At 56.2% G+C, this 14,355-nt stretch carries 10 protein-coding genes; 4 read left to right on the top strand and 6 right to left on the bottom strand.

All coding sequences use genetic code 11. The features are described from left to right. Window positions 1–679: 679 nt before the first annotated feature. Window positions 680–1,309: a phosphatase PAP2 family protein gene (locus QFI97_RS10050; protein ID WP_346431045.1), complete on the bottom strand. Its 630-nt coding sequence runs from the start codon at window positions 1,307–1,309 to the stop codon at window positions 680–682. 461 nt (window positions 1,310–1,770) lie between these two features. Next, window positions 1,771–2,667, bottom strand: coding sequence for a UTP--glucose-1-phosphate uridylyltransferase GalF (gene galF / locus QFI97_RS10045; protein ID WP_499843342.1), 897 nt, complete (start codon window positions 2,665–2,667; stop codon window positions 1,771–1,773). An 880-nt stretch (window positions 2,668–3,547) separates the two neighbouring features. Between galF and QFI97_RS10040 the strand changes: the two genes are divergently transcribed. Then, on the top strand, window positions 3,548–5,134 hold the full coding sequence (locus QFI97_RS10040; RefSeq protein WP_095101363.1) for a TerC family protein: 1,587 nt from the start codon (window positions 3,548–3,550) through the stop codon (window positions 5,132–5,134). A 112-nt stretch (window positions 5,135–5,246) separates the two neighbouring features. On the opposite strand, the gene asmA is transcribed toward QFI97_RS10040, so the two are convergent. The 4 genes from asmA to alkA form a co-directional block, all read right to left on the bottom strand. Further along, on the bottom strand, window positions 5,247–7,094 hold the full coding sequence (asmA, locus tag QFI97_RS10035; protein WP_346431043.1) for an outer membrane assembly protein AsmA: 1,848 nt from the start codon (window positions 7,092–7,094) through the stop codon (window positions 5,247–5,249). A 27-nt stretch (window positions 7,095–7,121) separates the two neighbouring features. Then, window positions 7,122–7,703, bottom strand: coding sequence for a dCTP deaminase (dcd, locus tag QFI97_RS10030; protein WP_045855745.1), 582 nt, complete (start codon window positions 7,701–7,703; stop codon window positions 7,122–7,124). 90 nt (window positions 7,704–7,793) lie between these two features. Beyond that, window positions 7,794–8,435: a uridine kinase gene (udk, locus tag QFI97_RS10025; RefSeq protein WP_041146397.1), complete on the bottom strand. Its 642-nt coding sequence runs from the start codon at window positions 8,433–8,435 to the stop codon at window positions 7,794–7,796. Between the two features lie 237 nt (window positions 8,436–8,672). After that, window positions 8,673–9,521, bottom strand: a complete 849-nt coding sequence (gene alkA, locus QFI97_RS10020; protein ID WP_346431042.1) for a DNA-3-methyladenine glycosylase 2 — start codon at window positions 9,519–9,521, stop codon at window positions 8,673–8,675. Between the two features lie 135 nt (window positions 9,522–9,656). Between alkA and yegD the strand changes: the two genes are divergently transcribed. From yegD to QFI97_RS10005, 3 genes are all read left to right on the top strand, one after another. After that, window positions 9,657–11,009 carry a molecular chaperone gene (yegD, locus tag QFI97_RS10015; protein WP_095100875.1) on the top strand — a complete coding sequence of 451 codons (1,353 nt, stop codon included), beginning with the start codon at window positions 9,657–9,659 and terminating at the stop codon, window positions 11,007–11,009. A 448-nt stretch (window positions 11,010–11,457) separates the two neighbouring features. Continuing rightward, window positions 11,458–13,425, top strand: a complete 1,968-nt coding sequence (locus QFI97_RS10010) for a sensor histidine kinase (protein WP_370525564.1) — start codon at window positions 11,458–11,460, stop codon at window positions 13,423–13,425. Continuing rightward, entirely contained in the window at window positions 13,422–14,120 is a 699-nt protein-coding gene (locus tag QFI97_RS10005; RefSeq protein ID WP_346431041.1) for a response regulator transcription factor, read from the top strand. The genes QFI97_RS10010 and QFI97_RS10005 overlap by 4 nt, the downstream gene beginning before the upstream one ends. Window positions 14,121–14,355 lie beyond the last annotated feature (235 nt).

Genomic DNA, 14,355 nt, shown 5'->3' with positions numbered 1-14,355 from the left:
CCAGGTGAGGCAGGTTTTAGGAATTTCGAACGTCTGAAGGAGGTCATGCTGAAAGGATTCGAGTACATTTGGAAACGCTACCGCCCTTGGCTTAACAGCTACCAATGCACTGTACTTCCTTTTTAAGCCAATTGACCGACTTCATGTCCGTCGAATAATTAATCACTTACTATAAATTTAGCGGCATCAAGTTTACGAGATTCTGCCGTTAAATGGGAGAGAAAATGAAAATTATTCACCCATTAAAGGCCTTCTCCGCCGACGCAAAAAGCAAACGCACTTCTGGCAATAAGATTATTAAGCCGCGCCATAGAATTTGTTAATTTAACACTATCACTATCAAGCCAATCACGTAACAGATTGTTTTTAAATGACTTTATAAAAACGCACTCTACGCAATTCTTTCGCTATCCATCCCGGTCAACTACAAAATTTAATAGATTTTGTTTGGTTATTATACTTGACAAGTTTAATTTAAAATCAGACGGTAATCTTATCGTTCTATTTAGGAATCATCTCACAAGCATTATAAAAATCATGGGTATCGCTCAGGATGTAGTAACAGTTATTTATTTCATGAATATGAATCAGCTTCAACCCGCTTAATCAAGCTGTAATCATTCTGATGCCAACGCTATCTCTGATATTGAGCGATGACCGCCAGCTCAACGCCATGTTTTTAATAAAAGCGCTTATGCAGATCCGCACGGGTAAAGGGCTTTTCCAGCGGGCCAATCTTCATCGCAATCTCCCCCAGTAAAGACTGAGTTGGCGCCTTTACGCCGGTATTAAGCAGCAATACGGGGATCAAAATCACGCTGAGTAACCCACTCAACGAAAGCTGTACATTCCCTGCACGCGATGTCCGCGATTGCAGCAGGAGGAATAATGCGCTGCCGCTCGCGCCGAGCAGCAGGCCAGCGACCACTTCCGAGGTGGAGTGGGCATGAATCATTAATCTGGAGTAACCCACCAGCGCCGCCAGGGTATAACCAATCACGACGGCAGCGCGACGAATCCCAGCCGTAGCTCGTGCGCAGAGAAGCCATAAGAAAATCGGCCAAAATGCCGCAGATAGTGCGGTGTGTCCGCTAAAACCGGTAAAGTCGAGCTCTCTGATACCGATACCCCAGCCCATAAAGGCCAGTTTGGATGCGCTAACGATAGCGCCAGTGATACCGAACAAGAGTGCCCACTGGCAGGCCACCTGCCGGGATGGTGCGCGCAGAAACAAAACAATCAACAGTACCGCCGCGCTGGGTAACAGCACGGTGCTATCGCCAAAAAAAGAGACAAATTGCCAGCTCATTTACTTTTCATCCTTTGACGATATCTCCTGTTCATCGCGTTTTTCCACTGTTTTTATGTGGGAATGCATATCCATAAACTTCACATTTTTATGCATTCATAATCGTTGTTTAATGCGTAAGTATGATCTCAGTCAAGTTTTATTTTTTTGTCTCCACCGGAATCACGCTTCTGTTTTGAGAATAATCTTAGTAAGTAACTCTTCATTAAGATTAAATTCTGCTCGTCTGACCATTACGCCATCTTACCGTTATCCACGTACAGCGTATTCTACTTCACGGATTTAGGGACAATTCATTGAAGCACTTATCTAAAAAACCTAACGCATTGATATTTTTAATTTTTTAGATAATCATTCCTTTCAGGTTTAGCGATTGCGAACCGGCTACAGAAGCAACGAAGGGCTCACCCTCATAATTATGCTTCCGTAGACCGATATTTTACGCTGTCGCCGTCACGCCGTTAGGCCAGCAGCTTCTTAATGCTCTCGCGGAATTTGTTGCCTTCTTTATGGTTACGCAGCCCGTAATTAACGAATGCCTGCATATAGCCCATCTTCTTACCGCAATCGTAGCTCTCGCCGGTCATCAGCATGGCGTCAACGGACTGCTTTTTCGCCAGCGCTGCGATAGCATCCGTTAACTGAATGCGGCCCCAGGCGCCCGGTTCAGTGCGCTCCAGCTCGCTCCAGACGTCGGCGGACAGAACGTAACGTCCTACGGCCATCAGGTCAGAGTCGAGGGTCTGTGGTTCATCCGGCTTCTCGATAAACTCCATAATGCGGCCAATCTGCCCTTCCGTTTCCAGCGGTTCACGGGTCTGAATAACCGAATACTCGGCCAGATCGCCGGCCATTCTCTTCGCCAGAACCTGGCTGCGCCCCGTTTCATTGAAGCGGGCAACCATTGCCGCAAGGTTGTAGCGCAGCGGATCGGCGCTGGCATCGTCTAATACGATATCCGGCAGCACGACCACAAACGGGTTATCGCCAACCAGCGGGCGCGCGCAAAGAATGGAGTGGCCTAAACCAAGCTGCTGCCCCTGACGTACGTTCATAATCGTGACGCCCGGTGGGCAAATAGCCTGCACCTCGGCCAGCAGCTGGCGTTTTACGCGCTGTTCAAGCAGCGCTTCCAGCTCGTAGGAGGTATCAAAATGGTTTTCAACTGCATTCTTGGATGAATGGGTAACCAGCACGATTTCCTTGATGCCGGCGGCAACAATTTCGTCAACAATGTACTGAACCATAGGTTTATCGACGATCGGCAGCATCTCTTTGGGGATCGCCTTGGTGGCCGGTAACATATGCATACCTAACCCTGCTACCGGAATAACCGCTTTCAAACTCGCCATTCTCATATCCATCCGTAAGTTATAGATCTTTCTATGCCTGTCAGACCGCATGTATCAACGGCATTTATTCCTGATAATACATGTTTGCGACCAGCCCGACTTCCCGTCAAATTCTGAATTTACGCGTTTAACCAGAGAATACACTTAAAGTATGGCAGCCGACAGGCCGATTTAAGAAAATTCTTATGCCATTTATTTCGTAGGATCGCAAGATGCGCTCATCATGACCCATCCGACTTATCTGTCCATCCTCACGCATAAGACGAAGCTATGTATTTATAAACATATAGCTATTACAACAAGTTGATATTTATGACTAATTTATCATCACCAGCAGGCAAACCGACTCACCAGATAGCGCTCAGCGCTCAGACAAAATGAGCGTTAAGATTGGATCTTTTGAATATATTATCCATATACCTTATCAGGCGATACGCCATCTGTTGATATATAAATCTATCAACATCCTCATATATAAACAGATATGTCACAAGCCACGCGATTAGGTAGTTGGAAAAACTACTCATTCACCTGATACGGCAAAATAGCGCCTGTTCTTCGTACCGTGCCTCACGCGATCGTGCTGGCGGTAACCTGCAGGGAGCCTGTGATATAACGCCTTCGCCGTTCAGGGTAACAATAACCCACCGCCTGGCTGCGCTCCTGATTTCACTAGCTTATAAGTAAGTTAATTCGCATAAATATAAGCCATACCGTTTATATTTTACCCGGTGAAATATTCATCACGATTACTTTTATTTGTATCAAACCTCAGCGACGGCGGGCCCTCAGGGCCCGTATACGGAATAATTCGAGTTGCAATTTAGCAGTCGCTTATCCATGATCGACCTATGGCACGCTTATGTTGTAAAGGTTTTAACGAATGATGGAATGGATTGCCGACCCCTCAATCTGGGCCGGTCTGGTAACGCTTGTCGTTATTGAACTGGTACTCGGGATTGATAACCTGGTGTTTATCGCGATTCTTGCCGAAAAACTTCCCCCTGCCCAGCGCGACCGCGCTCGCGTCATTGGCCTGCTGCTGGCCATGCTGATGCGTCTCCTGCTGCTGGCATCGATATCCTGGCTGGTCACCCTGACAAAACCGCTGTTCACCTTTCATGATCTCAGCTTCAGTGCCCGCGACCTGATCATGCTGTTTGGCGGATTATTTTTATTGTTTAAGGCCACGGTTGAGCTTAACGAACGCCTCGAAGGCAAGGACAGCGATAATCCGGTTCAACGCAAAGGAGCGCGGTTCTGGGGCGTGGTGGCGCAGATTGTGGTACTGGATGCCATCTTCTCGCTCGACTCGGTGATTACCGCGGTCGGGATGGTGGATCATCTGGCGGTGATGATGGCGGCGGTGGTTATCGCCATGAGCTTGATGCTGCTTGCCAGCAAAGCGTTAACCCGCTTTGTTAACAGCCACCCGACTATCGTTATCCTGTGCCTTAGCTTCCTGTTAATGATCGGCTTTAGCCTGATCGCCGAAGGTTTTGGCTTCCCAATCCCGAAAGGTTATCTGTACGCGGCGATCGGCTTCTCCGTGATCATCGAATCGCTAAACCAGCTGGCGCTGTTCAATCGCCGTCGTTTCCTGTCGGCTAATCTGACGCTGCGCCAGCGAACCACGGAAGCGGTAATGAGCCTGCTGAGCGGGCATAAGGAAAACGCCGAGCTGAATACGGACACCTCAGCGCTAATCGTCAATCAGGAAGACGGTCCTCTGTTCAACCCTCAGGAGCGCCGGATGATTGAGCGGGTGCTTAATCTCAACCAGCGTACCGTCAGCAGCATCATGACCTCACGCCATGATATTGAGCATATCGATCTCAGCGCGCCGGAAGCCGAGATCCGCGCGCTGCTGGAGAAAAACCAGCATACCCGGCTGGTGGTTACCGGCGGGAAAAATGACGAAGACCTGCTTGGCGTGGTGCACGTTATCGACCTGCTCCAGCAGTCGCTGCGCCACGAGCCGCTCGACCTGCACGTTCTGCTACGCCAGCCGCTGGTCTTCCCCGAAACGCTGCCGCTGCTTCCAGCCCTCGAGCAGTTTCGTCATGCCCGTACCCACTTTGCCTTCGTGGTCGATGAATTCGGCTCCGTTGAAGGGCTGGTGACGCTCAGCGACGTGATGGAAACTATTGCCGGTAATCTGCCGAATGAGGCGGAAGAGATTGATGCCCGCCACGATATTACCCGGGACCCTGACGGCAGCTGGACGGTCAACGGCCATATGCCGCTCGAAGATTTAGTGCAGTACGTTCCCCTGCCGCTCGATGATAAACGCGAATATCACACTATCGCCGGCCTGCTGATGGAGTATCTGCAGCATGTGCCTGAAGCCGGAGAAGAAGTTAAGATTGGCGATTACATTCTGCGTACTCTGCAGGTCGAAAGCCACCGGGTGCAGAAGGTGCAGATTATCCCACCGCCTGTGCAGGACGATGAGCTGAGTTACGAAGTGTAGGATGATGACCTTCCCCGGTAGCGCAGCGCTCGCCGGGGCTTCGGGTTAGCGCAGGTCCCGTAGCCCGGATAAGCATCGCGCCATCCGGGATCGTCTTCAGGCCCTGCAGCGGTCAAAGCTTATCGAGCAGCTTCTTCACGTCTTTGCCGTCCTGGCTGTTCTTATTGCGTTCAACCCAATCGTTCAGGCGCTGCCTGGCCTCATCCTGCAGCTGTTTACGCAGAATCTGGTCAACCTGCAGGCTGTAGCTCAGCGCCTGCCATTTACCGTAGATTCGCAGCGGAATAGCCGTCTGTTTGAGTTTATCGATCAGCTTGCCTTCGCCTTTCCAGCCGCCAAGCACGCGGACGTTAAAGCGCATATCGCAATCTTCTTTCAGCAGATTCAGGCTACCCTGCCCGCTTAGCGCCATCAGCTCTGACTGCCCCTGCATACTCTTGAGCGTCACCTCGCCGCTATCCAGCAGCAGGTCGCTGCTCATGGAATCGAGGCGGGTGGCGTTATCGTAGTTCTCCTGCGCCTGCACGTTAGTGCTTCGCGCAACGGCCTGCTGCACCAGCTGCTGGAAATTGAGCCCTTCGGTGCGGGTATCGCTCATTTGCAGATGCGCCTGCCCCTGCCAGTTACGGCGGAAGTCGTCGGCATCAATGCGCTGGCCGGAAAAATCACCGGCCAGAGAGAGCTTGCCGGTAAGATTCAACGAGTAGTTAAAGGCATTGAGAATGGTCGCAATCTCGACATTATCGAGTTTTGGCTGGAACGATGCCTCTGCGGTATCCGTGCGCGCATCCAGCGTGCCGGGCAGAGAGATAAGCCCGCCGTCGATCTCGCCCTGCAGCTGATTAATCGTCAGTAGCCCCTGCTGGTTGCTAATATCGCTCTTAACCTGGGTAAAATTCATTCCCCGCCACTGCAGGCGATCCGCGGTCAACGCCATATGCGCGCTGAAGCCGCGCAGGCTATCGTAATCCTGCTGAATGTCGCTATCGGCAATCACCGGACGCATCTGCCGCGGCTGGCTTTGACTCCGCTGGCTTGCCGAGCTATCGCCGGCGGCATCGGTATGCGTCAGCAGGCTGTCGAGGTTAAGCGTACTGGCATGGAGATTAAGCTTCCAGTCGGCCTGTTCGCCAAGCACCACGCTGGCATTGCCGGAAATCGCGCTGCCGTTAGCCGTCAGGTTCAGCTTATCAAAGCTGAGCATTTTCCGATCCTCAAGCCAGCTGGCCTGCAGGCTGCCCTGACCGCTGATGCCGTTAGCCGGCAGCTCGGCGCCGCGCAGCTGCCAGTTAAGCTGAGAAATTTCGGCCTGCAGGGAGTGCGGATAATCGCCGCCCTGCACCTGGGCGGAGAAGGAGAGCGCCAGATCGCGCTGATCGCGATTGACCCGCCCGGAGAAATCGAGCGTCGCGTGATGATTTTGATCCTGATCCATCTGCAGACGGATATCGCGCACCGTCACCTGCTCGCCGCTTTCATGCTGGAAGAACAGCACGCTGTCGACAACCTTCAGCTGCCGTACGTCATATGACCAGCCGCTGTCTTCCGACACCTGCGGCAGCGTATTGTCATGCGGAACCACCGGCGCATTCAGATCGCGCACCGCTTCAGTTTCCGGCGTCAGCTGGATAACCGCGCCCTTGAGCATCACCTGCTTAACCTGCAGCTGGTGGGAAATCAGCGGCAGCAGAGCCACGTCAAGGCGCATATTGTCCGCGCGCACGACCGGTTCGGCAGCCCCGGGCGCCGTCAGCGTCATGCGCCCGGAGAGAATGCTCAGCTGCGGCCAGACGTGCCAGCGCAGCGGGCCATCGAGTTTGAGCTGATAACCGCTACGCTCCGCTACCTTGTGCACCATATAGGCGCGAAAATCATTGGGATTGACCAGCAATACCAATGCGGTAAGCCCGGCGACAACTACCGCCAGTAAGATCATCAGCGTCGTCAGAATTCGTCTCATGGCACCCTCAGCAAGCCGCTTACGTTATCAATCCTTGTCGATTCGACTCGCCACCGCGCCCTGCTGGTCGCGATATTTGGCGTCTTCACGGCGGTTATAGGGACGGGCCGCCGGGCCGGATAGCGGTTCAAAACTCAGCGCGCCGATCGGCATCCCCGGACGCAGCGCCAGCGGCAGCTTGCCGGAGTTATAGAACTCAAGCACGATGCAGCCTGACCAGCCCGGATCGATACGGTGCGCGGTTACGTGGACCATCAGCCCCAGACGCGCCAGCGACGAACGGCCGTCCAGCCAGCCCACCAGATCCGCAGGCAGGGTGACCGACTCAAAGGTTACCGCCAGCGCCAGCTCGCCCGGATGCAGATAGAACGCTTCGCCTTCCGGCAGCACGATCTCTTCGCTCATCACGCGATCCAGCGCCGCGGTCACTTCCGCCTTCGGCCCGCTCAGGTCGATAAACGGCGCCGTGTGGCCGCGAAAGGTACGGAACTTATTGCCCAGACGGACATCGACGGTCGCACCATTAATGCGCTCAACGGGCGGACGCGGGCTGATGGATAGCCGGCCCTCATCCAACCAGGCTTCTATATCTCGGTCGCACAGACGCATGAGCTTTCTCCTTTAAGGCATCGCGCCCTCACACCTTCCGGGGATAAGGGCAATATGGGTTCTCTTTGCACGTTACACAATTCGTTAGTGTTATTCAAAGAACTGGCTGATCTTGGCCTTCAGAATATCAATCGCAATGCGGTTCTTACCGCCACGAGGCACAATGATGTCGGCATACTGCTTGGAAGGGTCAATAAACTGCAGGAACATCGGACGAACGGTTTTCTGATACTGCGCCATCACCGAATCCATCGAGCGGCCGCGTTCGTTAACATCACGCTTAATGCGCCGCATCAGGCAGATATCCAGCGGCGTATCGACGAAGATGGAAAAGTTTAATTCATTGCGTAAACGCACGTCGGTCAGGAGTAAAATCCCCTCAAGGATAATCACTTTCTTCGGCTCGATATGGATCGTTTCCGGCATACGCGTGTGCTCAACGTAGCTGTAAACCGGTAGTTCAATCGGCTGGCCGCTTTTCAGCATCTGCAGGTGCTGGAACAGCAGACTATGGTCCATCGAGCTGGGATGGTCATAGTTCGTTTTAACCCGCTCTTCCATCGACAAATGACCTTGATCTTTGTAGTAGCTGTCTTCCGGAATAACGCCGATATGCTCGTCGCCAACCTGCTCGCGTAATTCGCGATAAAGCGTGCTGGCAATAAGACTTTTTCCCGAAGCCGATGCGCCGGCAATACCTATAATGACGCACTGATGAGACGTATCAGTCATAACTTTTTGCGACCTGATTAACCTGGATGTATATACACATCATCCTGCAAACTGCCCGGCGTTAGCTGCGTCGTGCGCTCCGGTCGCTGACTTTAGCCAGCTTCCGGGGATTCACTTCCCCGTCGCCTTGACGTATCTCGGATGATTTTATGTACAGGAAGGGTGACGTTTTAGCGTCAAACGCGGCAATTATAGGGGCTTCAGCGCGGCGATACCAGCGCTATGCGCCCCGTTAGGCTATTCCGCCGCCGGGCTCCACCCTTCGGTGTACCAGATGTGCAGCAGCGCATAGGAACGCCACGGCTGCCAGCGGCTGGCGTAACGCGCAATCCCCGCCGGCGTCATGGTGGGGAAGCGCTGCTTAATCAGGTAATCATCCGCGAGGAAAATATCCTTCGCCTGCCAGCCGCGCAGGGCGAAGTAGCTCGCGGTCCAGCGGCCAATGCCCGGCAGAGTTTGCAGCTGCTTCATCCCCGCCGCGATATCGGGCGGCGCCGCCAGCGGCAGGTCGCCGCTGATGGCCGCCTGCGCCAGGTGAACCAGCGCCTCGGCGCGCCGCAGAGGCATGCCCAGCGCCTTCAGCGCCTGCGGATCGGCCTGCGCCAGCCGCTGCGGCGACGGAAAAAGAAAATATCCCGGCGCCTGGGCCAGCGGCTCGCCGAAGGCTGCCGCCACCTTCGCCGTCAGCCTGGCCGCCATCGCCACGCTAACCAGCTGCCCCAGCACCGCCCGAACCGCCTGCTCGAAGGCATCGAGGCAGCCGGGTAAGCGCAGACCCGGCCGCGCCAGCGCCAGCGGGCCCAGCGCGTGCACAATCTGCTGCGGGTCGCAGGCGAGGTCAAACATGCGCGCCACGCGCCGCAGACACTCATCCGCGACCGGCAGCAGCCCCTCGGATAGCGTCACCCGCAGCCCCTGCGCGATGGCGTCCGGCGCGATCGTTATCAGCCCGCGGTGCCCTGCCAGTGAGAAGCTGCGGGTATAGCGCCCTTCGCTAAAGGTTTCGATTCCCTGAACCGCGCGGGCGCCGAGAAAACCGAATATCCACTCCCCGTCGTAGGGCGGGTGCCAGGGTAATAGCGTCATAATTTCTCCCGATGAATTGCCTCAATGATAGCCGCTCCGCGGATGCCGTACCTTGCTTTTAAATTCCAGTTGTCGCCGTGGCAGCAATCCGCTAAAGTCGCCCCCCTTCTTCACTGGCATGGGGATTTTCAGGTCATGTTTATTGGTTTTGACTACGGAACCGCCAACTGTTCGGTTGCCGTAATGCGCGATAATACTCCGCAGCTGTTAACGCTGGAAAACGGCAGCAAGCTGCTGCCTTCAATGCTCTCTGCGCCGACCCGCGAAGCGGTCAGCGAGTGGCTCTACCGGCATCATAGCGTCCCGACCAACGGTGATGAAAATCAGGCGCTGCTGCGCCGCGCGATGAACTTTAACCGCGAGGAAGATATCGAGGTTCTCGACAACAGCGTGCAGTTTGGCCTCGCCTCCCTGCATCAGTACGTCGATGACCCGGAGGAAGTGTACTTCGTCAAATCGCCGAAATCCTTCCTCGGCGCCAGCGGCCTGAAGCCGCAGCAGGTCGCGCTGTTTGAAGATCTGGTCTGCGCCATGATGGTCCATATTAAGCAGCAGGCGCAAACCCAGCTGGCGGAAACCATCGACCAGGCGGTCATCGGGCGGCCGATTAACTTTCAGGGCCTCGGCGGCGATGAGGCTAACGCCCAGGCGCAGGGGATCCTCGAACGCGCGGCGCAGCGCGCCGGGTTCCGCGACGTGGTGTTTCAGTTTGAGCCGGTGGCTGCGGGGCTGGATTTCGAAGCCACGCTCAGCGCGGAAAAACGCGTGCTGGTTGTCGATATCGGCGGCGGTACGACCGACTGTTCGCTGCTGCTGATGGGCCCGGAGTGGCGTCAGAAGGCCGATCGCCAGCAAAGCCTGCTGGGACACAGCGGCTGTCGCGTCGGCGGGAACGATCTTGATATCGCCCTCGCCTTTAAATGCCTGATGCCGCTGCTCGGCATGGGCGGCGAAACCGAAAAGGGGATTGCCCTACCGGTTCTGCCGTGGTGGAACGCGGTGGCGATTAACGACGTCCCGGCGCAAACGGATTTCTACAGCAGCGCCAACGGCAGGCTGCTGAACGATTTAGTCCGCGATGCCCGCGATGGCGAGAAGGTCGCGCTGCTGACCAAGGTGTGGCGCCAGCGCCTCGGCTATCGCCTGGTACGCGGCGCCGAAGAGAGCAAGATTGCCCTCTCCGCGCAGGATAGCGTCACCGCCGGACTGCCGTTTATCAGCGCCGACCTGGCGACGGCCATCAGCCAGCAGGGTCTGGAAGCCGCGCTGAATCAGCCGCTGGCGCGCATCATGGAGCAGGTTCAGCTCGCGCTGGACAGCAGCAGCGAAACGCCGGACGTCATCTATCTGACCGGCGGCAGCGCCCGCTCCCCGCTGATTAAGAAAGCGCTGGCGGCCCATCTGCCGGGCATTCCTGTTGCCGGTGGCGATGATTTTGGCTCGGTCACCGCCGGTCTGGCCCGCTGGGCGCAGGTGGTCTTTAGCTAACCCCGCTGCGGGCGGCCGGACTTTCGGCCGCCCTGTCATCGAACATTATCATTTATCAATGCGGCGGCTTAGCGCCTGGTACGGACAGCGGTAAATAATTCTGCTGGCGGTAGCGGACATATCGGCGGCTAAAAAGAGATATCCTCAGCCCGTCCGGGCGCCTGCTATCACAAAATGCTCTCTCCCGTCCTCTTCCATTCGTGATATACCCTATGGCGCAAACCCGGCCGCCCGCGCCGCTGGCGCGAGGGTTCCGGCCCGTCATGATAAAGAGAAATGACGAACTGAAATAAAGCTGGAATATTCTCTGTCGGGTCAGCAAAATGTTTTCGCGTCTGAACCTCTGCACTTTTCCCCGGGATACCGGCGGATTTACGCTGCCGGTTATTCACTGTCGCGCTATTTAAAATACCGTTATCAATGCCGCAAGGGGGCGTGATTGGATCGCGTGTGCGCTATTTTTGCTACGGCTAAGCCGGTAGCCTGGTTCAGGTGCCTTTTTTTAGTCTGCTGCGGCGTATTTAGCTATCTCCAGGCGATGGCGCCGGCTCATGCTGAATCCCGCCAGCTGGGGATCGATATTCCCCTCTACTGGTTCGTCGACGCCGGCGGCCAGATGACGGTGGATACCTTCGCCTCGCTGCCGGAGAGCGATCTGCAGCCGCTGCGCAAAATCCCCTCCTTTGGCTACTCGCGCAAAGCCTGGTGGCTCAAGGCCACCTTACCGGCCTCTTACTTCGCCGGCCAGCCGCGCTGGCTGCAGGTTGGCCCATCCTTTGTCGATAACCTGACGGTCTTCTACCGCCCGGCCGGCAGCGCTACGCCCTGGATTCGCAAGACGTTCGGCGACCATGCTCCGGCCAGGGAGAGCGATATAGACTATCGCGAAAGCGTACTGATTTTTCCGCCGCCCCCGGGACCTGCGGGATACGAGGTGGTTTTCCATCTCCAGAGCAGCAGCACCCTGATCCTGCTGGCGACCCTCTCTTCCCCCGAGGAGTTCGTACAGGCCGCCACCATCGATACCGCCTTCTGGAGCTTCTATTTCGGCCTTGCCATTATTGCCAGCGGCATTGCCCTGTGGCTGGCCATCGCGCTGCGCCGCCGCCTGCTGTGGGGGATCTGCCTCTTCTCCCTCAACTACCCGCTGGTTGCAGCGCTGCACGGCTACCCGGAGTGGCTATTCGGCCAGGCGGTGCTGCCCGTTCAGGACTACATGATAAGCTGCCTGTCGCTGCTCAGCTACGCCACCGCCCTGTGGCTGCATGGCGAAGTGTTCGACCTGAAGAAGAATATGCCCAGGCTGTATCGGCTGCTGCTGCTGGCGGTGGGTTTGAACGTCGTGCTCCAGCTCAGCATTCCGCTAGGCTTTTACGGGCTGGCGATGCAGATTGAGGCAGGGATCTTCCTTATTGCCTCCCCGGTGCTGCTGACAACCTCGTGGATGCTGTGGCGGCGCAAAGCGATCGACTTAAATACGCTGCTCCTTGGCCTGCTGCCGCCGGTCTACGTCGCCTCGGCGGCGCTGGTATTGCTCTCGATACACGGCATCATTCCCTATCATCAGGCGATTTACTCCGCCTGGCAGTACGCGCTGATCGTCCATATCATCACCGTACTGATCATCGCCGTGCTGCGGGTTCGCGCGGAAAACCGCAGGCTGTTGCAGAAACAGCAGCTGGCGCGGGAGCTGCGCATCGAGCGCGAAGCCAGCTTTCATCAGCGCCAGTTTATGGGCATGGTGGCGCATGAATTCAGAACGCCGCTGGCGATTATCCAGGCCGCGCTGGAAAACCTGCGCCTGTGCGCCGCCACGCAGGCGCAGGCGCCCCGGCTGGATCGGATGCAGCGGGCGACCACCCGCCTCGTGCAGCTCACCGATAACTGCCTGGCTGATGCCCGGCTCTCCTCTGACGCTCTCTCCGTCGATAAACAGGACGCGGCGCTGCTGCCGGTGATTCAGATGGCGGCGACGGTGGTGGATCTCTCGCTAAAACACAATCTCAAGGTCAGGCTGGAGGGACGTCTGGTAACGCCCGACGACCACTCGCCGGTGCTTTTTATTGATAGCGGCCTGCTGTGCGTGGCGCTGGCCAACCTGCTCGACAATTCGGTGAAGTACGCCTCCTCCGGCGAAATTGGAATCGATATCGCGCAAAAGGAGCGGCACTTCGAGATCAGGATCCGCGACCAGGGCCCGGGCATTGCCGTCGAGGAGATCGAGCTTATTTTTGAGCGCTACCGACGCGGCGAAACGCGCGGCGCATCACCGGCCGGTACCGGCCTTGGGCTGTATGTCGCGAGACAAATTGTCCAGGCCCACGGCGGCGATTTATGGCTGGCAGCGAATACGCCAGCCGGCTGCGAATTTGCGTTAACGCTTCCCCTGACAGGACAGCAAAAGGTCAAGTTATGACATTACGTGTGGCTATCATTGAAGATAGCGCTGATTTACTCGATGAACTACTGGCCTTTCTCCGCCACCGCGGATTTGCGGCCTGGGGCGTACGCAGCGCCGAGGCGTTCTGGCGGCAGCTGCACGCTGACCCGGTTGATATTGTATTAATTGATATCGGATTGCCGGGCGAGGATGGCTTCAGCGTGCTGGAGTATCTGCATCAGCTTGGCCAGTTTGGTCTGATCGTCATTACCGCCAGGGGCCACCAGCAGGACAAGCTGCAGGCATTAAACCTCGGCGCGGACTTCTACCTGATTAAACCGGTTAACTTTTCCGACCTCGCAGACACCATCCATGCGCTGGGCGCGCGGCTGAAGGAGCAACAGGCGGTGACGCCTGTTCCGCCGACGCGATTAGCCGACCCGGCGCTCACCTCTCCGTGGACGCTGCAGGCTGAGCGGCTGGTCGCGCCGTCGGGGCTGATCCTTCCGCTGACGCAGCAGGAGTACCGGCTGATGGAGATCCTGATGCGCAACCGGAATGAAGTGTGCAGCAAGATCGATCTGCATGCCTGGCTCTTTACCGACGAAGGCGAACCCGAGCTGCACCGCATCGACGTGGTCATCAGCCGGCTGCGGCACAAGGCGCGGCTGCACGGCATCAGCCTGCCCATCCGGGCCATTTTCGGCAAAGGGCTGGCGTTTCTTTCCTGAGGTCGGTGGGCCGATACGCCCCTTCCCGCGCCATCGTTATTGCCGCTACGTTATTAATTTTTCTGGGGTTGTTAATTTTTTCTCGCTTTTTGAGAGAAATGAGAGAAATGAGACTGACGCCTTGATTAGGAATTTTCTTACACTGATTTTGCGCCATAAAGCGCGGGCTGCCGGTGTGTCCCGTTTATCGAACCGTCTGACAGGCACGGTTCATGGCTACCGGCCCCTGGTAAAT

It is taken from the genome of Klebsiella scottii (genome assembly GCF_036561945.1).
Lineage (GTDB): Bacteria > Pseudomonadota > Gammaproteobacteria > Enterobacterales > Enterobacteriaceae > Klebsiella > Klebsiella scottii.
This window is presented reverse-complemented; position numbering and strand designations above follow the sequence as displayed.